This window comes from Bartonella sp. AU55XJBT, assembly GCF_028618525.1.
Genome location: NZ_JAQITC010000007.1, coordinates 1 through 21,850 on the forward strand (window position 1 = coordinate 1; position 21,850 = coordinate 21,850).

A 21,850-nucleotide genomic window follows, 5' to 3' on the forward strand; every position below is an offset into this window, starting at 1 on the left:
GTAAATAACAGTGTAGCAAGTTGGGATGCTGAACCAGCAACAACAACGCCAACAGCCCATCGTATGAACGTATCTTTTTCGATGTAGCGCCCTGCATAAGCAATTGCTAGACATAAAAGTATAACGCCAGCGGCAATAGGGATAATAATTTTTAAATCGCTATTTAAACCGTCTAAAGCCGCCTTTGCATTTGTCAAAGTTTTCGGGTCAGCAGCATATGCAGAATTATTCATAAAGAATACAGTTAAAGCTGCAGAGATTGGAGTAGTTTTATTACGAACTATTGTTTGAAGAATATTTAATTGTTTCATATCTCACTCTTATTAAGCTTCTAAATAACATTTCAAATTATATATCTTCGGTATAAATGAAACTGCTATTTATTTATAATTAATGGATAAACTTTGCTTTTTACAAATTGTATTTACTACATGATCGCCACAATTAAGATCGAGTAAATAACAGTGTAGCAAGTTGGGATGCTGAACCAGCAACAACAACGCCAACAGCCCATCGTATGAACGTATCTTTTTCGATGTAGCGCCCTGCATAAGCAATTGCTAGACATAAAAGTATAACGCCAGCGGCAATAGGGATAAGTGCATTTAAATCTCCTTTTAAGCCGTTTAAAGCTTTCTCTGCATTTGTTAAAGTTGTCACTGCGGCATAAGCAGAACTATCCGTAAAAAACACAGTTAAAGCTGCAGAAAACGCAGCAATTTTATTACGAGCTGTTGTGCGAAGAATATTTAATTGTTTCATGTCCTTTATCCTGATTAAGATTAAAACTCCCACAAATGACCCCTCTTTCATGAAGAAATTTAAAGAGATATTTTGGATCAGCCCAAGTTCTTAGTTTTCCTCTTTGTGTAAGTAGTGTATATTTATTTGGTTTTCCGGTGATTGGATCATCGGCAACAAACGTAAAATACCACTGCCTTTCTGAGCGCATCACAACTGTAATTTCACGTGCTGCCCTCTGGCGAAATGCTATATCAACGCTGTTTTGTTCTATCATTTTCATTTTTTTGCCCTCAATTAGAAGAGATTTTGTCCAATCTTACTAATTAGAGCTTTAATATTTTCTTATCTAGCTTTCATTATACTACCCTATCAAAATTCTAGTTTCCATTTATGAAAATATCAGTCATCACTCTAGCCGCTTTGTCGATGAAGAAAAATCTTCCGTGGCAAAAGCATCATAGCTGCTACTTTCTTTACGCATAAATACATCTTCTAATTCCTCTGAGGAAAAGGGAAGATTCTGTTCTGGTTCTTCTTTTTTTAGCCTTACAGGCTCTTGCAAATCTTTATCTCTTCGTGCAGCAGCTTTTACTCCGATATACGAAGCAACTGTTTGTGTATCGACATTACCGTTTAAGTTTTCTGTGTTGTAAAAACTCAGCGTAAACTGCAATGTTGCTTTTTCAAAGGTATGCTTTGATGCTGTTTGTTCATAACAGTAAGTTAAAGTGCTTTGTACAGCTGCAAGATTCCTGCAAAAGTCAAATGCCCAAAAAAAAGAAAACCATTTCATATTTTCAACATCAATTTGCTCAAAGATTGCGTCAAAATTATGTTTATTTTGTTTAAATTGCTCAGCTATTACGGTTTCTTCTTTAAGTATAGATAGGTGACGGAATAATTTATCATGATTAGCTGTTTTATAAACATTATCCCGTGCTCCGCGTTCAATAAGAGCTGAAAATACTGGACGGGGAGTATTGGATATGTATGACTCAGTAAATATTGTGAAATCTGGGACAATCATTAGCACTTACACCTTATTACTAAGAATTCCATTGATACAAATATCAATTCTATGCGGTGCTTTTTGTCGCTGTCTCTTGATTTTATAAATTTGCTGAACGGGATTGTTTAGCTTAGAATATTCCTCGTGGTGATGACTTCTTTCTTTTCTGAGAAGATTTCTAATATATGTGAGTATGCAAGAAATAAGCTCAATGTGTGGCATAAAACAGAGCAGATTACACCAACCAATATTACTAGGATGACGAAAAAAAATAGGACCTTTAAGCAATAATGAGCTTTGGGACTCTCTTGAAATTGCTTGTTTTGTGTAATTTTCTAGCTGTAAAAAAAAATTTAAATAACATTTATACGAAGTGAAAATTCGTTGTATTTGAGGGCAGCTCGTATTGTTATAATGAACTACACCATCATTATAGGGAGAGGGCTTGTTCTTTGTTGCATATTGCCATAGTTTATAGAATGGCGATTTATATTTACTTTTGACGACTGTTTCAGCAGAGTCAAGGAGGTGTGATGGCATTTGCGCACGGCATTTTTCAATTTCAGTGATTAGACTGAAAAGGGATGCAGTGGTGGAAGCTGAGACACAAACAGATAGCTCTTTGTGGTACAAAACACATCTCCGTCAAAGTGATATATTTATCGTAATTTTAATTCTGATAATAAATAGACAAAAATTGTCTATAATTGTGTTTAAAATATGGCAAAGGGCAATTCTTTTTTTTGCAAGGGGAGTAATGAAGGTGAATGATCTCAAAAATATGAATTTTGATGAATTACAAGAGATGCGTACACAAATTGATGTGGAATTAAAAAAACGGCAAGCAAAGGAAAAGCAAAATGCGCGACGAAAAATTCTTGAAATTGCTAGTACCCATGGAATTGATATCGCTGATCTTGTGAGCAAAGAGCGCCATTATAGGAATCCCAATAACCAATGGGAATTATGGAATGGGCGTGGACGGAGACCTAAATGGATTAAAGAGTGGTTGGAGAATGGGTATACACTTGATGAGCTCGAAGTGACATAACACATGTTTGATATTTATAAAGTAAGGGAATATCAAGAGATATGAATGCAAAAAGTAGCCTCTTGTTGCTCATTTGATTGTATAAAAATACTGAATGGATGTATTAACCTATTGAGGTGTCAAATAAAATGGTAAAAGGTATGGACAAATGTATCTAAATGCAAAAGGTATTTTTATCATGAGCTGGCATCATCATTATGCTTCCCAGCTTAAAATGTTATAATTACTCTTGGCATTTGAGGGTGGGGAGCGCTTTATCTCTTTTCGTTATAATTTTACTTAAATGTTGCTCTTTTTAGTCTAGGCAAATAAATGGTTTTATTGATTCTTTACAAAAAGGGGTGAAATCAGAAGAATTTATTGTGTCAGAAGTATGCCAATACTGTTGTTATATTTTCCAGCCGCAATGTTGTGATTTAGTATTGGGGAGGGGATAGAGGAGGCGTGGATTCCTTTTTTTAATCATTTTTTATCCATATACTCATCCTATGTGTGACGTGCAAAGGATGGTTTTGATTGCTTCAACAAGAGAGAGATTGGAAATGAGGGTATTTTACGATTTTCAGCTCTTTCATTCAACATGAAAACAATGAAGTATTCATTATAAATCAAAGTTTGTCTGATCAAGAAAGCCTTGTTTATTTTATTATGCCGTGAAAGAGCCTTCATGTGAAGAGTGATAGATCATTTTCATGAGATGTTTTTTCAGTGTGTGGTGAATATTCTTAAAATATGGCTTGCTTGTTTTGCTCTATGGCTAAGCTAAATACGAGAAGGGCAAATCAAGGGAAACTTGTGTGACAAGAATCTGGGCTGTTTACAGACCGGATTGAATGGAAGTTTTTGCTTTTTGTGGGGGAGTAAAAAAAAGCCAAAGGTTGTAAAAATAAAAGGGTATGAATTTTTTCTTAAAGCGGGAAGCCATTTAGAAGACGGGGTGCATTTGGGGTAAGGCCAGCAGCTTCTTGAATGAAATACTTTTTTATTTTTGGTGCTTGATTGATGATTCCAAGACCGGTATCGCGTAGCATCCGTAAGAGAAGGTTATCGTTCGAAAAAAGTTTATTAAGCCAATCGTTGCTTAAAGCCATACGGACAATTTCAAAACGTCTCCAGCTTTGATAGCGCTCTAAAGCGGTGAGGGAGCCAATGTCAAGACCTAATCGTGCTGTTTCAATAATCACTTCAGCAAGGGCAGCGCTATCGCGTAATCCTAAATTGAGTCCTTGTCCTGCAATGGGGTGGATGGTATGGGCAGCATCTCCAACGAGCGCAAAACGGGGCTTAATACATTGACGTGTTAAAGAAAGTTTTAGCGGAAAAGCTTGACGTTCGCCATTCCAAGAGAGTTTTCCTAATCGATGACCAATACGTCTTTCGAGCTCTGTTTCAAAAATAAGTGCGTCAGCTTTGAGGTAATATTGCGCAGTTTTATGATCTTCATTCCATACAATGGCGGATCGGTTGCCTTTAAGCGGGAGAAGAGCAAAAGGGCCGGCGGGTAAAAAATGTTGAATTGCTTGACCATGATGGGGTTTTTCATGTTCGACTGTGCAGATGATTGCTGTTTGTTTATAGGGGTGAGAAAAGTTTTTTAGACCAGCTTTTTGGCGTAATGTTGAGTGGGCACCATTGGCTGCAATAAGCAATTTTGTTTGCCAAACCTCTCCATTATCTAAAGTGATAGTTGTGTGTTGGTTGTCTTGATGAAAATCAATGACACGTGTGTTTGCAATAACAGGGATATTGAGATCTTTGACACGTTTTTTTAAAGTATTGATCAGTTCTCTATGTTCTACCATAATTGCAAAGGGTTCACCGGGGGTAATGTCGCCTTCAAAGGTTAAAAGAGGGGGTTTAACAGGATCATTTGTGCTTGTATCTGTGATGATCATTGAGTGAATGGGTTGCGCAGAGGGGGTGATAGAGTCCCAACATTGCAATTGTTTTAACATACGAACAGAAGCAGCAGCAAGGGCAATGGTTCGTATGTTAGAAGCAGGAATATCTCCTTGTGGAGCAGCATCAACGATTTCTATTTTCAGATTAGGGGCTGTTTGCTTGAGTGCTATTGCAAGTGTTAAACCGACAACCGCCCCCCCTGCAATGAGAAGATCACATTGTTTGATTTTATGAGATTTTATTTTCTTATGGGGTTTTATATCTTTATGGTGATTAGAATACACAATGCTTCTTCCATTATTTACGAGGCTTCTTCCATTGTTTAAAGCTTGCTTGCTGTTAAAAAGAATACTGTTCGTTCAAATTATCTACACTATTTTAAATTTTTACTTTTTCCCCTACTCTTTAAAAAGAAGAGACTTTTCTTTGGATGAGGTGTCTTTTTGGTATCAATCTGATGACAGATGAGTGTTTTAGAACTCTTTTGTTTTATTTGTGTGACTCACTTTACAGATTTATCGGATCAGCCTTTTTTGAATATCTTCTTCAATTCTTTTTACACTTGGTTGATAGAAAAGAAAACTAAAATTAGACAAAGATGGGAATGTATTTTTTTAATTTGTATGAATGTCCTTTAAGAGGCGTGTTCTGAAAGGGTACATTGAGGGTGATAGATAAAGAAAATAGTGTTCATTTGTGATGGTTAAAACGGTATTAATATTTTTCTGTTACCATGGTGTAGCTTAACCTTCTGTTGAGAAGGGTGATAGGGCTGGTGGTAAACTTTATAACCCATGTAAAATTTTACACATGAGGTGTTTTTTTGTTGCTCGTGTGATAATATTTTAGGGTAGAATTGTTTTCTTGCTTTATGTAAGGATTGGCCCTTCAGATGGTGGTCTATGAACGATATGAAGTGGGAAGAAGGCAGAATGCACGAGATTAAGAAGTTGGATTGTTAACAGATGATTGTTTACAGATCGGCGCTGAGTGTAAGCTTCGTCCTTTTTTAGGAGAAGGGAGAAGTTATAACGCTTTAAATATGAAAATTTTATATTTGGAATTGATGGATGCACCGAAGTTCTTCTCCTTATGATTCATTGGAATCCCCAGATTCTCAAGGTTTTCGACTTGTTGAGATGTTTTTACGTCAGATTGGCGTATTTATTGGGCTTGGGCTTTTGGGCTTTATTATTTTTTGTGTATTTGCTTTGGCAACGTGGAATGTTGCTGATCCTTCTTTAACCCATGCAAGTACAAATGAGGTTACAAACCTTATGGGGTGGCTGGGGGCGATTTTTTCAGATTTTATTATGCAGTTTTTTGGCTTGGCAAGTCTTGCTGTTTTGTTGCCGCCATTATTTTGGTCTTTTCTCTTGTTGGCACAAAAGAATATCTACAATTTGACTTTGCGCTTTTTCTTATGGATGGTATCAACGATTTGTTTTTTAATGGCTTTTGCCCTTATGACGCCTGTCTCTTCTTTTACCTATTGGCCTTTGCCTATGGGATTGGGAGGGGTTTTAGGAGATAAAGCTTTAAATGTTGCTTCTTCAATTTTTCCTCTTTTTCTTTCTCCACTTTACAGGGGACTCTTCGGCGTTGTTTTTATCCTTTTAGGTTTTTTCATTGCTGCTTTTGCTGGCAATGTGATATGGCGGCGTCGAACAAAGAAAAGAAAAGAAAAAAGAATTCTTAAAAATGAAATTGTTGATCCGGTCTTTGAGATGGAAGAAGATGTGGAATATGCTGCAGAGAATGATCGTGAGAAACATGGTTTTTTTACCACAACTTTTGGCGGTCTTTTACATCTTTTTTATTTTTTACAAGCGCGGTTTTTTCGTTTTTTCTGTTTCAAAAGGCATTTCTACAGTAAGGGGAAAGGCAAGTCATTTGATCGGATTGAACCAACTTTTTTGGGTGAAAAAGAAAAGTGTGAGGAAAATCAAAATAAAGTCCACGCTTCTTCTGTAAAAAGTCGAAAGTCTTTAACAGTTTCTTCAAATGGTGGTTTTGTTCTTCCACTTTTAGATTACCTATCGGTTCCACCACCGTCTGTCAGGGATGCAAAACTTTCTCCTGCTGCTTTAAAAGCAAATTCTCAAGAACTGGAAGGGGTTTTGTTAGATTTTGGGGTCAAAGGAAAAATTATAGATGCTTGTCCTGGACCCGTGGTCACTTTATATGAATTTGAACCGGCTGCTGGAATTAAGTCTTCCCGTATCATTAGTCTGGCAGATGATATCGCGCGCTCAATGCGTGCGATTTCTGCACGTGTTGCTGTGGTTCCAGGGCGTAATGTAATTGGAATAGAATTGCCCAATGCAAAGCGGGAGATGGTTTATTTACGAGAGATTGTGCAAGCGCAGGAATTTGTTGAAAGTAAAGCAAAGTTAGGGCTTGCTTTGGGAAAGACTATCGGCGGAGAAGCTGTTATTGCGGATTTAGCAAAAATGCCGCATCTTTTGGTGGCTGGGACAACAGGATCGGGAAAATCTGTTGCTATCAATACAATGATTTTATCATTGCTTTATCGTATGACGCCTGAACAATGTCGTCTCATTATGGTGGATCCGAAAATGCTTGAACTTTCGGTTTATGATGGCATTCCTCATTTGTTAACACCCGTGGTGACAGATCCTAAAAAAGCTGTGACTGCGCTTAAATGGGCTGTTCGTGAAATGGAAGAACGCTACAGCAAAATGTCAAAACTTGGCGTTCGCAATATCGATGGATTTAATGCACGTCTCAAGGAGTCAGAAGGTCAAGGAGAGACAATGGTGCGCACCATTCAAGTGGGCTTTGATCATGAGACGGGTGAACCACTTTATGAGACGGAAACACTTGATTTTAGTCCTATGCCCTATATTGTTGTCATTATCGATGAAATGGCTGATTTGATGATGGTCGCGGGTAAAGATATTGAAGGTGCGGTTCAACGCTTGGCACAAATGGCACGGGCCGCCGGTATCCATGTGATTATGGCGACACAGCGTCCTTCCGTCGATGTTATTACGGGGACGATCAAAGCCAATTTTCCTACACGCATTTCTTTTTCCGTGAGTTCAAAAATTGATAGCCGAACAATTTTAGGCGAACAGGGAGCTGAGCAATTATTGGGACAAGGAGATATGCTCTTTATGATGGGAGGAGGACGTATTCAGCGTGTGCATGGACCTTTTGTTGCGGATGATGAAGTGGAGCAGGTTGTTGCACATCTCAAAGCGCAAGCACGTCCTGATTATTTGGAAACAATTACCCAAGAAGTTGAAGAAGATGGCGCTGATGTTTCTTCGGCTGCTCCTTCAGCAGATGATCCCTATAGTCAAGCTGTTGCTATTGTTCTTCGTGATCGTAAGGCTTCAACCTCTTATATTCAACGCCGTTTAGGGATTGGTTATAACCGTGCTGCAACATTGATTGAGAGAATGGAAGAGGAAGGTATCATTAGTCCAGCAAATCATGCAGGCAAACGAGAAATTCTAGTCCCTGCGGAAGAAGAAGGCTTTTGAAAAATCTTTTGATAGCCTTTTCAAACAATATCTTTATCTTATAAAGCAGGGTATTTATTCATCATTGATGACTTAATTATAAATGATAATGATAAAGACAATTCGATATTGTTTGGGAGCATTTTTATGAAAACATCTTTTTTACCGCAAAGAAGAGTCTTAGGGTTTGTGGGAATTCTTTTCTTTTGGTGTTTAATTTTTCCTGCTTTTTCGCAAGTATCTCAGAAGGTGGCAAAAGCGCAGAATATTGCCAACCACTTTGCGGCAATCAAAACAATGACAGGTGATTTTATTCAATTTAGTCCAAAGGGGAAAATGTCTCAAGGAACATTTTATCTTGAGCGTCCAGGGAAAATTCGCTTTATTTATAAGAAAATGCCTTTACAAATCATTGCAGATAGTCAATTTGTGGGCATTAACAATCGGGCTTTGAATACTTGGAACTTTTCACAACTTTCACAAACGCCAATGAAGTTTTTGTTGGATGATAAAATTGATGTATCATCTGGGCGTTTGTTGGCATTTCGCGAAGATCCAGGAGCCGTGACGATTGTTCTGCGTGATAAAACGGTTGGGGCTGGGCAAATAAGAATGGTATTCGATTCCAAAAACTTTGCTTTGCGGCAGTGGACAATTGTTGACCAACAAAACTTGGAAACCACAGTGCAGATTATGAATGTGCAAACAGGCGTTCGTTTTGCTCAAGGAATGTTTACACTTCCCTCAAAAAAATGAAGCAATAGTATCACGTTATTGGGGTTGAAGCAGATGCTCTTTCGTATTGCGACTTGGAATATTAACTCTATTCGTTTGCGCCTTGCACAGGTTTTTCAGTATTTGAAACTCTTTCCGGCCGATGTTTTATGCCTACAGGAAACAAAATGTCCCGATGCTTTATTTCCCGTGGAGGCTTTTGAAGCAGCAGGATATAAGCATATCGCATTGAGTGGACAAAAATCTTATAACGGAGTGGCGATTGTTTCTCGTTTGCCTTTTAAAAAGGTAGAAAAGCGTTTCTTTTGTCAAAACCAAGATTGTCGCTATATCTCAGTGATTGTGGAAATCCATGGTAAATTGATGCGGATTCATAATTTTTATGTCCCCGCTGGAGGCGATATTCCTGATGCTGAGGTGAATGAAAAATTTCGTTATAAGCTTGATTTTTTAGAAGAAATGTCTTTTATTCGTGCCGATCAAGAAGAGGGGCTGTCTTCTCTTTTGTTGGGCGATTTGAATATTGCTCCTTTAGCAGAGGATGTTTGGTCTCATCAGAAATTGTTGAAGGTTGTAAGCCATACACCCATTGAAACCGAGCGTTTACAAAATTTGTGTTGTCAGGGCGGATGGGTTGATCTTATGCGGTTGCATATCCCTGTTCCCACACAACTTTATACATGGTGGAGCTATCGTGTGCGCGATTGGGCGGTGAAGGATTATGGGCGGCGGCTTGATCATATTTGGTCGTCTCCAGATTTAGCGCCTTTTGTGGCGGATCTTTCGACTTTTCGTGATGCGCGCGGATGGGACCGTCCTTCAGATCATATTCCTGTGCAAACAGTATTTGATTTTTCACGTTAATTTTGAAATAACAAGGTAAATAAAGTATTAATATTACATAATGATTCTGAAAGAATGCGGGAGAGTAGATGCATATCAAAAATCTCAAAAGGGGCGCTTCTCGCGGATTACTTTCTAGTATCTTGCTTTGTTTTCTTTTGTCAGGATGTATGGTTGGTCCGAATTACCATAAGACATTTTTTTCTGTTCCAGCTCAATGGGGACAGCAGTCTGCGCAGATATCTCAGCGTTCAATTTCCCTTGCAGGGTGGTGGCGACAGTTAAATGATCCAGTTTTAAATGCGTTGATGGATGAGGCAATTTCTGGAAATAATGATGTTGCGGTTGCCAAAGCTCGAGTTCGTGAAGCACGTGCGAGTTTAGGGCAAGTGGTGGGATCTTTGTTGCCAAGTGCGTCAAATACGATTTCAGGAACGCGTAGCGGCTCTGGAGAATCTGATACGTTGAACCAGTATCGTAGCGGATTTGATGCAAGTTGGGAGCTTGATTTTTTTGGAGGGCATAAGCGAGGCGTTGAAGCGGCGCGTTATGGTCTTGAAGCGACCGTGGAAGATATGCGTGCGACGATGGTCGTATTGTTAGGTGATGTAGCAACAAATTACGTTCAAATGCGTGGTTGGCAACAAAAGTTATTGATTGTGCGGCAAATTGCTGCAACGCAGCGCAAAACATATGAATTGATGCAGGCAAAATTAACAGCAGGTGATATTTCTGAGCTCGACGTTTCAAATGCACAAGCGCAAATGGCCAATACAGAAGCCGATATCGCTCAGATGGAAGCAAGTCTGGAAATGAGTATGCATCGCCTTTCCGTCTTAACCGGTCATGTTCCTACGGCTTTGAAGGATCTTTTGCAAAAAAATGCCAAACACATGAGGATTCCACAACCACAATGGCCAATACCAGCAGGAATTCCGGCAGATATTTTGTTGTCACGTCCCGATTTACGACGAGCGGAGCGCCAATATGCGCAAGCAACAGCGCGCATTGGTCAACGTGAGGCAGAACGTTATCCGTCACTTACATTAACGGGGAATATTTCAACAGCAGCAACAGCCATAGATCAATTATGGAAAAGTTCAACGATTGGTTGGTCTTTTGGACCTGGTCTTCGTTTCCCTTTCTTTAATGGAGGACAGATTGTTGCCTCTGTTGCGATGGCGCGGGCACAACGCGATCAGGCTTTTATTACTTATCGCTCTGCTGTGTTGAGGGCTTTGGAAGATGTTGAAAATGCGCTCGTGAGATTAACAAAGGAACATCAGCGCCTTAAAAAGCTTGTCATTGCAAATAAAGCTTTTCTGCATTCTTTACACCTTTCACAAAGTCTTTTTGAAAATGGTAATACCAGTTTTCTTGAATTATTAAATGCTGATCGTTCCTATTATTCTGCGCAAATGGCACTTAAAGATAGCCGTATTGCTTTAGCGACCCAATATATTGCTTTGATGAAAGCATTGGGGGGGGGATGGGATGGTGTCGTTGATGTGTCACGTCCGGAAGTTGTTGATGGTGCGTCCCATTCGCTTGTAAAGGTAGGGCAATGAAAAAAAAGTTCATCAAAAATTTCATTATAAAACGCAAGAAACTTTCATTCTTTCTTATTTCTCTCTTCATTATTATCATTTTTTTGTGGTTACGCTCTGTTTTTTTTGGAACATCTACGCCAACCTATATGACAGCTGTGGTGAAGCGTGGTGATATCGAGGAAAGTGTTTTGGCTTCTGGGATTGTGCGCCCTTATCGATTGGTGGCGGTTGGCGCGCGTGCTACAGGGCGGGTGGTTTCTATGCGCGTTTTTCCAGGCAGTGTCGTCAAAGAAGGGGATCTCTTGGCAGAAATTGATCCTACAGATCAAGAAAATGATCTGAAAAGAAAAAAAGCAGCCTTAGCTCATTATTATGCGAATTTGGTGGAACAAGAAGCTTATCTTGCTCTTGCACAGAAAAATTTAGCGCGGCAGAAAAAAATGATCGAATCGCGTGCAATTTCGAAAGCTAATCTTGATGATGCGGCGACACAAGTGAAAATACGTGAAGCGCAAATTGCTCAGCTGCGTCAACAGATTGTACAAGCCCAAATTGATGTGGAGAGTGCAGAGGTTAATCTCGGTTATACGCGGATAACTGCTCCTTCAGCGGGAACGGTTTTGGCAACAGTTGTTGAAGAAGGTCAAAATGTCAATGCTGTTCAGTCAGCGCCCACAATTGTTATTTTAGGTGACTTGTCAAAGATGACCGTTAAAGCACAAATTTCAGAAGCTGATATTCTTAAAGTTCGCACTGGGCAACCTCTTTATTTTACGGTATTGGGTAATGCAGACCGTCGTTATGAGGGAACGTTAGAAAGAGTTGAACCAGCCCCTGAATCCATTCGTGCTGATGTGAGTATTAACCCTGGTTTAGGGGGGGCTAGCTCTCTCTCATCGTCGGCAATTTATTATAATGGGATCGTGCATATTGATAATAAAGACAACTTTTTGCGAACTTATATGACTGCTCAAGTGCATATTATTTTAGGACGTGCTCAGAATGTTTTGCTGGTTCCAAGTGATGCTTTGCGTGATGAAACAAAAGAAGGAAAAGCATGGGTTTCACTGTTGGTGGGGAAAAATAAAGTAGTGGCAAAACAAGTGACTGTGGGGCTTAATAATAAAGTCATGGCAGAGATTGCTTCAGGTCTTGATGAGGGGGATGTGGTTATTACTGGTTTGCGCGATGGTGTGATGCCAGAAATTCCTGATGAACACAGCGAAGATGAGAATTAAGTCATGAAAGCAGAAAAAGCAGATGCTGTTTTTGTTTTAGAAAATATTGTGCGCACGTTTCCTGCAGGTGAAACATTTGTTACTGTCTTAAGGGATATCAATTTGACCATTAAGCGTGGGGAAATGGTAGCAATTGTGGGGGCTTCTGGCTCTGGAAAGTCCACACTGATGAATATTTTAGGGTGTCTTGATCGGCCAAGTTCTGGTCGTTATTGGATTTCAGGAAAAGAAACAGCTTCTCTTTCTGCTGATGAATTATCAGCCTTACGGCGCAATCATTTTGGATTTATTTTTCAGCGCTATCACTTGTTGAATGAATTAACCGCCCTTGGCAATGTTGAAATTCCAGCAATTTATGCAGGTTGTGCACCAGATATGAGAAAAAAGCGTGCAGAAGCACTTTTAACACGCTTAGGTATGGGAGAGAGAATCAATCATCGCCCTAATCAACTTTCAGGGGGGCAGCAACAACGGGTATCTATTGCGCGCGCATTGATGAATAATGCGGAGGTTATTCTTGCTGATGAGCCAACCGGTGCACTCGATAAACAGAGTGGGCAGGAAGTGTTGCGTATTTTGGATGAGCTTCATCAAGAAGGGCGCACCATTATTATTGTAACGCATGATATGCAGGTGGCTAAAAGAGCAGATCGTATTATTGAAATCAGTGATGGGGAAATTATTGCTGATAAGCTCTCAAAAAGTGCAAAAACAAAAACGAGTGTTCAACCTCTTCAGGAACAAGAAAATATGAAAGATCCAAAAACATTGGGTTTTTTTCGTTCTTTTGTTGAACGTTTTCGTGAAGCATTTGTCATGGCATTGCTGGCTATGAATGCACACCGTATGCGGACTTTTTTAACAATGCTTGGGGTGATTATCGGTATTGGGGCGATTATTGCCATGGTTGCTTTGGGAAATGGTACGCGGGAAAAAATTATGGAAAATTTTAAGAGTTTGGGATCCAATACATTAACCATTTTGCCTGGAAAAAGCCTCTCTGATCCACAAGCAGAGAAAATAACCAGTTTGGTGGAAGCGGATGCAGAAGCCCTTTCTAAATTACCCTATATTTCTGGTGTAACACCTCAGATTTCAGCAAGTTCTATGGTTCGTTTTGGTGCGGTTGAAGTCAATGCTATCATTTCTGGGGTAGGAGAACAATATTTTCAAACACAGGGACTTAAAGCTGTTCAAGGGCAGCTGTTTGATCAAAAAAGTGTGCATGAGCGGGCGGTTGATCTCGTTATCGAAAAGGAAGCACTTTCGGTGCTGTTCCCTCATAGTCATGGGAGTCCCATAGGGAAAATTATTCATTTGGGTAATGTTCCTGCGCGCATCATTGGTGTGGTAGATCCACAACATATGGGAGGAGGGGCCTCAAATACATTGCAGATTTATTTGCCTTATACAACCTTACAAACACGTTTTCTTGGCACAACACAAGTTCGCGCTATTACCGTGAAGATTGCTGATCATATTGATTCAAATTTAGCGGAGAAGATGGTGAAGCGTTTCCTTATTATGCGCCACGGCGGAGAGGATTTTTTCATTAGAAATTCTCAGTTCTTTCGTGATCGCATCACGGAAAGCACACATATTTTAACGCTTTTGGTGTCTTCTATTGCTGCTATTTCACTGATTGTGGGTGGGATTGGGGTGATGAATATCATGTTGGTTACGGTTTCTGAGCGGATCAATGAAATTGGGGTGCGTATGGCTGTTGGGGCACGCCAAAGTGATATTCTTCAGCAATTTCTTATTGAAGCAATTTTGGTTTGTGTCATTGGTGGTGGATTGGGCGTTCTCTTTGGGCTTTCTATCGGTGGTTTGTTTTTGCTGTTTAAGGCGCCTATTCACCTCGTCTATACGATGGATTCGATCATTATATCTCTTACTTTTTCCACCCTCATCGGGATATGTTTTGGCTTTTCGCCAGCGCGACAAGCTTCACGGCTTGATCCTGTTGTTGCACTCTCGCGTGATTAAGTGCTCATTATCCTAAGGCATGTCTATTGTTCTATCTGCTTGGATATCAGCGTTTTTGAAGCAAAATATGGAGAAGGAAAAACGTTTAGTACAACACACTATGTGAGCCATGGTGGTATATAGGTAGATCTCTTCGGGGCATGAGGTGTTTTGAGAATGCGTGGTGAATTTAAGTTTTGCTTGTTAGGCTTTATAAAAGCCGATTACATTAAAGGGAAAGCTAGGTGGAATTTACTCAAATTGAGATTTTTTTACAAACTGGATGTGGTTAAGAATCTTCGTCTTTTAGGATATAGAGAGGAGACCAAGTGCAGTACACTGTACGACAATTTTTAAAGATTGAATCTAAGAGGAGGGAGAAATAGATAAGATATCTAATAATAAACAAGACAACAAAGAAGCCAGTTTAAACGAGCAACAACTTGTATTGCTTCCCAAAAAACACACTGGTATACGAGGCGTATTAATCTACATCCTTTTTCTTTTCCTTTTATTCATTCGTCGTCCCGTTCTTTTTTTTACAAGTTGGATGGCAAAAGGAGGGGCAGCGGTCTTCATGACCGTTGGTCTTGGATTTTGTCTTCGTTTGCGTGACGAAGACACGGTCTCCTATGATACTCCAGTTTCCTATGGAGAACTAGATGAACACACCTATTGGTTTATGATGCTTGGAATATTGATAACTGCATTTATTATTATGTGTATCGGTATAGCTGGTAATTGGTTTTATGATATACTTTTATTGCGTTTAGCCCCCCCTGAGTATGAGCTTAAACTCTTTAAATAGATGAACATTAAAAAGAAGCTCAGCAAAATAATTAAACAAATCTTTCGTGAATGATATGCATTGCCTCACATTTTTATTATGCACCTTCTTTAAAGAGGAACGTGCCTTATGTAAAACAGAATGCTGCAAATAGAGTACACTTAAATATTGCACATTGATGCGCTTGTTTTAAAGCAATATCTCTTTGTATTCCGGTTCATTTTCAATAGTGGTATGTGAAAGGTGTTAAGGGTAAAGCTCCAGTGAATTGTATAAAACTGATAGAGCATCATCCTCTTTACACTTAATCATGAGCAAATCGGTATCATCGTACATTGTCTCTCATATTGCAGTTTTTGGTATCAGAAAATTGTAAACTTAAGATTTTTCTGGGGCTTTGAAAAAAGGCGTTATGAGGATTTTTACTCTGGAGTTTACAGGTTGTTTTGCAAGGGTTGGTGTGAATTGCAGGTGTTTGGGTTTATGTAAACGAATTATGATTTTGATGAATACTCTGGAAAATTGAAGAGGTGGATAGACTCTCATTTATTGAAAAAGCATAATCTCATAATTAGCAGGAGCGAGACGGAATAAGAGAGTATCGTAAAACCAAGCTGCAGATAAGCTGCCGAAAAAAAAAGACAATCGCAACAATGACTATTATTGTGTTTTCTGATGTTGTTTCTCCTAGCCCTCCTAGTATACTCCCCACAATAAAAAAAAGTAAAAAGAAAGCTGATCCGAACGCTAGAAAGTTTAATACAGCAAGAATCGGACCACGAAAGAACAAAAGAAAAAGAAAGATGAAAAAAATTAATATGTTGAATATTGTACGCGTTATCGTTCTTAGAATGTGTTGTTTTGTGTGGGGCGTTTCTTTCCTAGTGTCTTGTGTGTTTACAGATGTCGTGTCCATTTCCCCCCTCTCATTTTTTTTAGCTCAATCCTAAAATTATTGCGCACTTTATTGTGTCTTTTTACAAAAGACAATAAAATATTTTCAAAATCATCACACTTTCCTTTTATTTCCATAAGGGAAGAGACATCAGTCAATGCATTATATAGTTTGCGGGCAGCAAAGAGATTTTCTTATATATGTCGTCAAGGATAAAAAGAACATCTTAAAATTAAGATATTTTAAACCTTTTGGGGGTGACACAAGAGGCATTGACGAATTGGTCTAGATTCGATAATTGAAAGGTATTTTTCATTGGGGGGAAGCATGACGACGCTACAATCGCTTTTACAGATATATCGTGAGGAAGCGCGTACCGAACGGGATAAGGGCACGTATTTTGAGCGTTTTGCTCTTGCTTATCTGACCCATGACCCTCTCCAGTCTCAGTGTTATGAAAAGGTTCAGACTTTTAAAGATTGGGCACATGAAAATGGCCATGATGGTCGTGATACCGGTATTGATCTGGTGGCAAAGCTTCGTCATGAAGATGGTTTTGCGGCAATCCAATGTAAATTTTATGATGAATCCTATCGGATCAAAAAAGCAGATATTGATAGTTTTATTTCAGCATCAGGTAAGGCGCCATTCAAGCGTCGTGTTGTAATAGACAGTACCATTAATGCTTGGAGTGATAACGCTGAAACAATGATACGGGGACAGGATATTCCTGTTAACCGGATTAGTCTTTCTGATTTGCAAAAAAGCCCAATCCGTTGGGAGACTTTTGCAGCCAAAGGCACAATTGTGCTGGAGGGTAAAAAGAAAATTCGTCCCCATCAGGGGGAGGCATTGCGTTTTGTGCGTGCGGGATTGGCTGAGGCTGATCGGGGTAAGCTCATTATGGCTTGTGGAACCGGTAAGACATTTACCAGTCTTAAAATTGCTGAAGATTTAGCCGGTCAAGGTAAGTTTGTTTTGTTTCTTGTACCCTCTTTGGCATTGATGTCACAGACGGTGCGTGAATGGACAACGGATGCAGAAATCGGGTTGCGTTCCTTTGCGGTCTGTTCTGATACACAAGTAGGAAAGCGTCGTAAAAATAGTGATGATGTTGCAGAAATTGATGTGTGTGATCTTGCTTTTCCAGCGACAACCGATGCAGCAAAACTGGCAGAACAGGCGGGTAAGAGTGTTGCAGATGAGATGAGCGTGGTGTTTGCAACCTATCAATCCATTCAGGTGATTGCGGATGCTCAAAAAAACTATGGTTTTCCAACCTTTGATCTGATCATTTGTGATGAAGCGCATCGTACAACAGGGGCAACGCTGGAGGGAGAGGATGAATCTAATTTTGTAAAGGTGCATTCCAATGATGTTATTCGTGCCAAGAAGCGCCTTTATATGACAGCAACGCCCCGCATTTTTGGGGATAACGCAAAAAGTCGCGCACATGAAGCCAATGCCGTTCTTGCTTCAATGGATGATGAAAAACTTTTTGGCAAAACACTTTTTTATCGGGGCTTTTCTTGGGCTGTACAGCATGACCTTTTAACAGACTATAAGGTTATTGTCTTAGCCATGGATGAAAAACTCGTGAGTTCCGCTGTTCAAAAGCGCCTGAGTGATAGTGAGTCTGGGCTTATTCTTGATGATGCCACGAAGATTATCGGCTGTTATAAGGCGCTCACAAAACAAAATATGAAGGCTGATGTTGGGGCTGATCTGTATCCCATGCAGCGTGCTTTGGCTTTTTGTAAAGATATTCGCAGTTCTAAACTGGTTCGTGATGAATTTTCTGCGGTTGTGGGAGAATATCTTGAGTATACGCAAGAGAATGCGGAAAATGCACCATTTTTGAAATGTGAAGTTGAACATGTTGATGGCAAATTTAATGCGAAGGACCGTGCTGCACTGCTTGATTGGTTGAAAGCGGAGTGCGATGATGATGTTTGTCGTGTTTTGACCAATGCTCGTTGTTTATCGGAGGGGGTGGATGTTCCGGCTCTTGATGCCATTATGTTTTTAAATCCACGTAAGAGTCAGATTGATGTTGTGCAAGCGGTTGGGCGGGTGATGCGTCGCAGTGAGGGCAAAAAGATGGGGTATGTCATTTTGCCAATTGGTGTTCCTTTTGATACGCCAGCGGAACAGGCTTTGAACAACAATGATAAATATCGGGTTGTTTGGCAAATTTTAAATGCTTTGCGCGCACATGATGATCGTTTTGATGCGACGATTAATAAGGCATCGTTGGGGCAAGATATCAGCAATGTGATTGAGATTATTGGGGTGACGAAAAGTACGGAGTTACAGGCTGTGACGGCTGTTGTCGAGAATCTTCCGGTTCGCTCACGACCGGCACATTCGAACATTGGAAGTTCTGAGCGTGATTTCCTTTTTATAGATGGTCAAGGGGAACTTTCTTTCTCTGTGGATGAGCTTTCGCGTGCGATCATGGCAAAGATTGTTAAAAAATGTGGGACGCGTGATTATTGGGAAGATTGGGCAAGCAATATTGCGGAGATTGCTAAAAATCATATCACGCGATTAACAGCTATTCTAGCAGAGCCAGACACGAGGTCTCGTCAAGCCTTTGACCAGTTTTTAGCAGAACTGCGTGATGATTTAAATAATGCGGTGACAGAAGCTGATGCGATTGAGATGTTGGCACAACATATTATCACGCGTCCTGTTTTTCAGGTGTTGTTTGAAGGCTATCAGTTTACGCGTGAGAACCCTGTTTCGCGTGCTATGCAACAGATGCTTGATGTGCTTGATGAGGTCAATCTTGATAAGGAATCCAAAGATCTTGAAAAATTTTACGCAAGTGTAAAATTACGCGCCAGTGGCATTACCGATCCACAAGCAAAGCAAAGGTTAATTGTAGAGCTTTACGATAAATTTTTTCGTTATGCTTTTCCACGTACGGTCGAAAAACTCGGCATTGTTTATACCCCCGTGGAGGTGGTGGATTTTATCATTCATTCTGTCAATGATGTGTTAAAACAAGAATTTGGCCAAACACTTGGCTCATCTGGGGTGCACATTATGGATCCCTTTAGCGGAACGGGCACCTTTATCACACGGCTTTTGCAATCGGGTTTGATCAAACCAGAAGAAATGAAGCATAAATTTTGTCATGAAATTCATGCCAATGAAATTGTGCTTTTAGCCTATTATATCGCAGCTATTAATATTGAGACGACTTATCATGGGCTGATGGGGGGTGATTATGTTCCCTTTGAAGGAATTTGTCTCACCGATACCTTTCAGCTTTATGAGCAGGAAAAAGATTTGATAAGTGATTTGCTGGTGGATAATAGCACCCGCAGGTCGCGCCAGAAGGAACTGGATATTCGTGTTATTGTGGGCAACCCTCCTTATTCTTTTGGGCAAAAAAGTGAAAACGATAATGCGAAGAATATTGGTTATCCTAAATTGGACGTTCGCATTCGTGAAACTTATGCTTCTCAATCTAATGCGAGCAATTTTAATAGACTTTATGACAGTTATATTCGTGCTATTCGCTGGGCAAGTGATCGCATAAAAGATTGTGGTGTTATTGGTTTTGTTTCTGGTTCTGGTTATGTTGAAAAATTAGCAATGGATGGACTCAGAAAAAAATTGAATGAAGAATTCTCGAGCATTTATGTTCTCAATTTGCGGGGTGATATTCGCAAAAATATGTTGAGCAAAGGGCGTGCTCAAGAAGGGCAAAATGTTTTCGGCAGTGGAAGCATGACGGGAATTGCTGTGACATTGTTTGTTAAAAATCCCAATGTTACGGAGCATTGCAAAATTCACTATTACGATATTGGTGATAATCTCACGACAAAAGAGAAATTATCTAAACTTCAGCGGTTAGGTAGTGTTGGTGGTATCAAGCGTGAACATGGCTGGCAGATGATTACACCAGATGAGCATGGCGATTGGCTGGATCAGCGCAACAGTGATTTTGAAAAGTTTCTAGCCTTAGGAGACAAGAAGAGCTGTGATAAAAAGCTCTTTAAAAACTTTTCTTGTGGTGTAAAAACTAGTCGTGACGCTTGGGCATATAATTCAAGCCGTGAAGCTTTAGCAAAAAATATGAGCAAGATGATTGCTTTTTATAACGGTGAAGTAGAACGCTTTAATAATGCTTATGCGCATTCTGACCGCAAGGTGCGTGCAAATGCTGTGAACGATTTTATTAATGCAGATTCTAAAAAGATCAGTTGGAATTATTCTCTCAAACAAGATTTCCTAAGAGGAAGGTCTTTTAACTTTAAGGGAGATTGCCTTACGCAAAGTCTTTATCGCCCTTTTACACGACAATGGCTCTATTATAATCGAGCTCTTAATGATAGCGTTTACCAAATGCCGCGTATCTTTCCGATGGGGAAAGCGGTTGAAAATAAAGTGATACAAGTTACAGGAACTGGAGCAAGAAGTGGTTTTTCTGTTTTGATGACTAAAAGTCTACCAGATTACTGTACAATAGATAATGGGCAATTTTTTCCACGATATGTTTATGAGGATGCATCATCCTTAGGAGGTAAAGAGGAAGATCAGGTTCATTTATTTGCAAATTTTGCAGGGGAAAGCAAAGAAACTGGTTTGCAGCGGCGTGATGCACTCACGGATGAAGGGTTGGCCTATTTTAAGGCAGCATATCCTGGTGAAATGATAACAAAGGATGATTTGTTTTATTATGTTTATGGGATTTTGCATTCTGAGGATTATCGTGCACGGTATGTCCATAATCTGTCTAAACAATTGCCACGGATTCCAACGGTCAAAAAAGTAGAAGACTTTTGGGCTTTTGTAACAGCGGGGCGAAAGCTTGGTGATTTGCACATGAATTATGAAGAGGTTGAGCCCTATCCGGTTAGCTATAAGCAGGGGGATCCGAAAACTTGGGTGATTTCTGATGCGGAGAGTTTCTATCGTGTTCAAGCGATGAAATTTGCGGGTAAGCGTGGGGCTATTGATAAAAGCACTGTGGTTTATAATAGCAATATTACGATGCAGAATATTCCTCTTGAAGCGTATGAATATGTGGTGAGTGGCAAGCCTGCTCTTGAATGGGTGATGGAGCGGCAGATTGTCAAAACCGATAAAGCGAGTGGGATTGTGAATGATGCTAATAGCTATGCTGTTGAGACGGTGGGTAATCCAGCTTATCCTTTGGAATTGTTTCAACGGGTTATTACTGTCAGTTTAGAAACTATGAAAATTGTGCGTAATCTTCCAAAATTGGAAGTGCGAGAAACTGAAAAGGTTCAGTTGTCCATTGTACGGTAAAATGAGAGTCTTTAGGGGCGGTGATAAAACACTCTTCTTTAAGGGAGCGTGATCCAAGCCGGCACCATTATCCACTGTTCCCAATTTTGCGATAAGTTCTTGGCACTTGAGACTTTTCATAAGAGGCACGCTGTTTTGGGACAGTTTTATGCCACGCAGGTTCTCTTTTCTTGTGATGTGTAAGCAAATGGTTTTGATTGATTCAACAGAGAATAGATTTGAAAAGAGGGAATCTTACGGTATTTGAGATTCTCATTTAATATAAATTAATGGTAGATGATCATTATAAATCAATGTCTTGTAATGAATGCATAAGTGTATTGGGGCGTTTGCTTGGCACGAGGATTTGTT

14 protein-coding genes are annotated in these 21,850 nt (G+C 39.8%); 9 read left to right on the forward strand and 5 right to left on the reverse strand.

Annotation, left to right across the window (positions count from 1 at the left end):
- The 4 genes from trwL (PVV70_RS04690) to PVV70_RS04705 form a co-directional block, all read right to left on the reverse strand.
- Window positions 1-311: VirB2 family type IV secretion system major pilin TrwL (gene trwL, locus PVV70_RS04690; protein ID WP_273758141.1), on the reverse strand; the 311-nt coding region annotated here is incomplete at its 3' end.
- 133 nt (window positions 312-444) lie between these two features.
- Window positions 445-762, reverse strand: a complete 318-nt coding sequence (trwL, locus tag PVV70_RS04695) for a VirB2 family type IV secretion system major pilin TrwL (RefSeq protein ID WP_273758142.1) — start codon at window positions 760-762, stop codon at window positions 445-447.
- On the reverse strand, window positions 725-1,024 hold the full coding sequence (gene korA / locus PVV70_RS04700; RefSeq protein ID WP_273758143.1) for a KorA family transcriptional regulator: 300 nt from the start codon (window positions 1,022-1,024) through the stop codon (window positions 725-727). Before korA ends, trwL (PVV70_RS04695) begins: the two co-directional genes overlap by 38 nt.
- A gap of 126 nt (window positions 1,025-1,150) precedes the next feature.
- The gene (locus PVV70_RS04705; protein WP_273758144.1) at window positions 1,151-1,771 is read right to left on the reverse strand and encodes a TrwN protein; all 621 of its coding nucleotides are present in this window, start codon (window positions 1,769-1,771) and stop codon (window positions 1,151-1,153) included.
- A gap of 745 nt (window positions 1,772-2,516) precedes the next feature.
- On the opposite strand from PVV70_RS04705, the gene PVV70_RS04710 reads away from it, so the two are divergent.
- Window positions 2,517-2,804: an H-NS family nucleoid-associated regulatory protein gene (locus PVV70_RS04710; protein WP_005774518.1), complete on the forward strand. Its 288-nt coding sequence runs from the start codon at window positions 2,517-2,519 to the stop codon at window positions 2,802-2,804.
- A gap of 908 nt (window positions 2,805-3,712) precedes the next feature.
- Here the strand turns inward: PVV70_RS04710 and PVV70_RS04715 are convergent.
- Window positions 3,713-4,990, reverse strand: coding sequence for a ubiquinone biosynthesis hydroxylase (locus tag PVV70_RS04715; RefSeq protein WP_273758145.1), 1,278 nt, complete (start codon window positions 4,988-4,990; stop codon window positions 3,713-3,715).
- A gap of 786 nt (window positions 4,991-5,776) precedes the next feature.
- On the opposite strand from PVV70_RS04715, the gene PVV70_RS04720 reads away from it, so the two are divergent.
- From PVV70_RS04720 to PVV70_RS04755, 8 genes are all read left to right on the forward strand, one after another.
- Window positions 5,777-8,218, forward strand: a complete 2,442-nt coding sequence (locus PVV70_RS04720) for a DNA translocase FtsK 4TM domain-containing protein (RefSeq protein WP_273758146.1) — start codon at window positions 5,777-5,779, stop codon at window positions 8,216-8,218.
- Window positions 8,219-8,344: 126 nt separating this feature from the next.
- Complete coding sequence (locus PVV70_RS04725) at window positions 8,345-8,953, forward strand: outer membrane lipoprotein carrier protein LolA (protein ID WP_273758147.1); 609 nt, start codon at window positions 8,345-8,347, stop codon at window positions 8,951-8,953.
- A gap of 33 nt (window positions 8,954-8,986) precedes the next feature.
- Entirely contained in the window at window positions 8,987-9,796 is an 810-nt protein-coding gene (locus PVV70_RS04730; protein ID WP_273758148.1) for an exodeoxyribonuclease III, read from the forward strand.
- A gap of 68 nt (window positions 9,797-9,864) precedes the next feature.
- Window positions 9,865-11,343 carry an efflux transporter outer membrane subunit gene (locus PVV70_RS04735; RefSeq protein WP_273758149.1) on the forward strand — a complete coding sequence of 493 codons (1,479 nt, stop codon included), beginning with the start codon at window positions 9,865-9,867 and terminating at the stop codon, window positions 11,341-11,343.
- Entirely contained in the window at window positions 11,340-12,563 is a 1,224-nt protein-coding gene (locus tag PVV70_RS04740; RefSeq protein ID WP_273758150.1) for an efflux RND transporter periplasmic adaptor subunit, read from the forward strand. Before PVV70_RS04735 ends, PVV70_RS04740 begins: the two co-directional genes overlap by 4 nt.
- Window positions 12,564-12,566: 3 nt before the next feature.
- Window positions 12,567-14,552: a MacB family efflux pump subunit gene (locus PVV70_RS04745; RefSeq protein ID WP_273758151.1), complete on the forward strand. Its 1,986-nt coding sequence runs from the start codon at window positions 12,567-12,569 to the stop codon at window positions 14,550-14,552.
- A gap of 556 nt (window positions 14,553-15,108) precedes the next feature.
- The gene (locus PVV70_RS04750; protein WP_273758152.1) at window positions 15,109-15,339 is read left to right on the forward strand and encodes a hypothetical protein; all 231 of its coding nucleotides are present in this window, start codon (window positions 15,109-15,111) and stop codon (window positions 15,337-15,339) included.
- Window positions 15,340-16,540: 1,201 nt separating this feature from the next.
- Window positions 16,541-21,499 (forward strand): type ISP restriction/modification enzyme, encoded by a 4,959-nt coding sequence (locus PVV70_RS04755; protein WP_273758153.1) that lies wholly within the window; start codon window positions 16,541-16,543, stop codon window positions 21,497-21,499.
- Window positions 21,500-21,850 lie beyond the last annotated feature (351 nt).

Coding starts and splice junctions, on each gene's coding strand:
- trwL (WP_273758142.1), bottom strand. CDS start 762: ATGAAACAATTAAATATTCTTCGCACAACAGCTCGTAATAAAATTGCT.
- korA (WP_273758143.1), bottom strand. CDS start 1,024: ATGAAAATGATAGAACAAAACAGCGTTGATATAGCATTTCGCCAGAGG.
- PVV70_RS04705 (WP_273758144.1), bottom strand. CDS start 1,771: ATGATTGTCCCAGATTTCACAATATTTACTGAGTCATACATATCCAAT.
- PVV70_RS04720 (WP_273758146.1), top strand. CDS start 5,777: ATGCACCGAAGTTCTTCTCCTTATGATTCATTGGAATCCCCAGATTCT.
- PVV70_RS04725 (WP_273758147.1), top strand. CDS start 8,345: ATGAAAACATCTTTTTTACCGCAAAGAAGAGTCTTAGGGTTTGTGGGA.
- PVV70_RS04730 (WP_273758148.1), top strand. CDS start 8,987: ATGCTCTTTCGTATTGCGACTTGGAATATTAACTCTATTCGTTTGCGC.
- PVV70_RS04735 (WP_273758149.1), top strand. CDS start 9,865: ATGCATATCAAAAATCTCAAAAGGGGCGCTTCTCGCGGATTACTTTCT.
- PVV70_RS04740 (WP_273758150.1), top strand. CDS start 11,340: ATGAAAAAAAAGTTCATCAAAAATTTCATTATAAAACGCAAGAAACTT.
- PVV70_RS04745 (WP_273758151.1), top strand. CDS start 12,567: ATGAAAGCAGAAAAAGCAGATGCTGTTTTTGTTTTAGAAAATATTGTG.
- PVV70_RS04750 (WP_273758152.1), top strand. CDS start 15,109: ATGACCGTTGGTCTTGGATTTTGTCTTCGTTTGCGTGACGAAGACACG.
- PVV70_RS04755 (WP_273758153.1), top strand. CDS start 16,541: ATGACGACGCTACAATCGCTTTTACAGATATATCGTGAGGAAGCGCGT.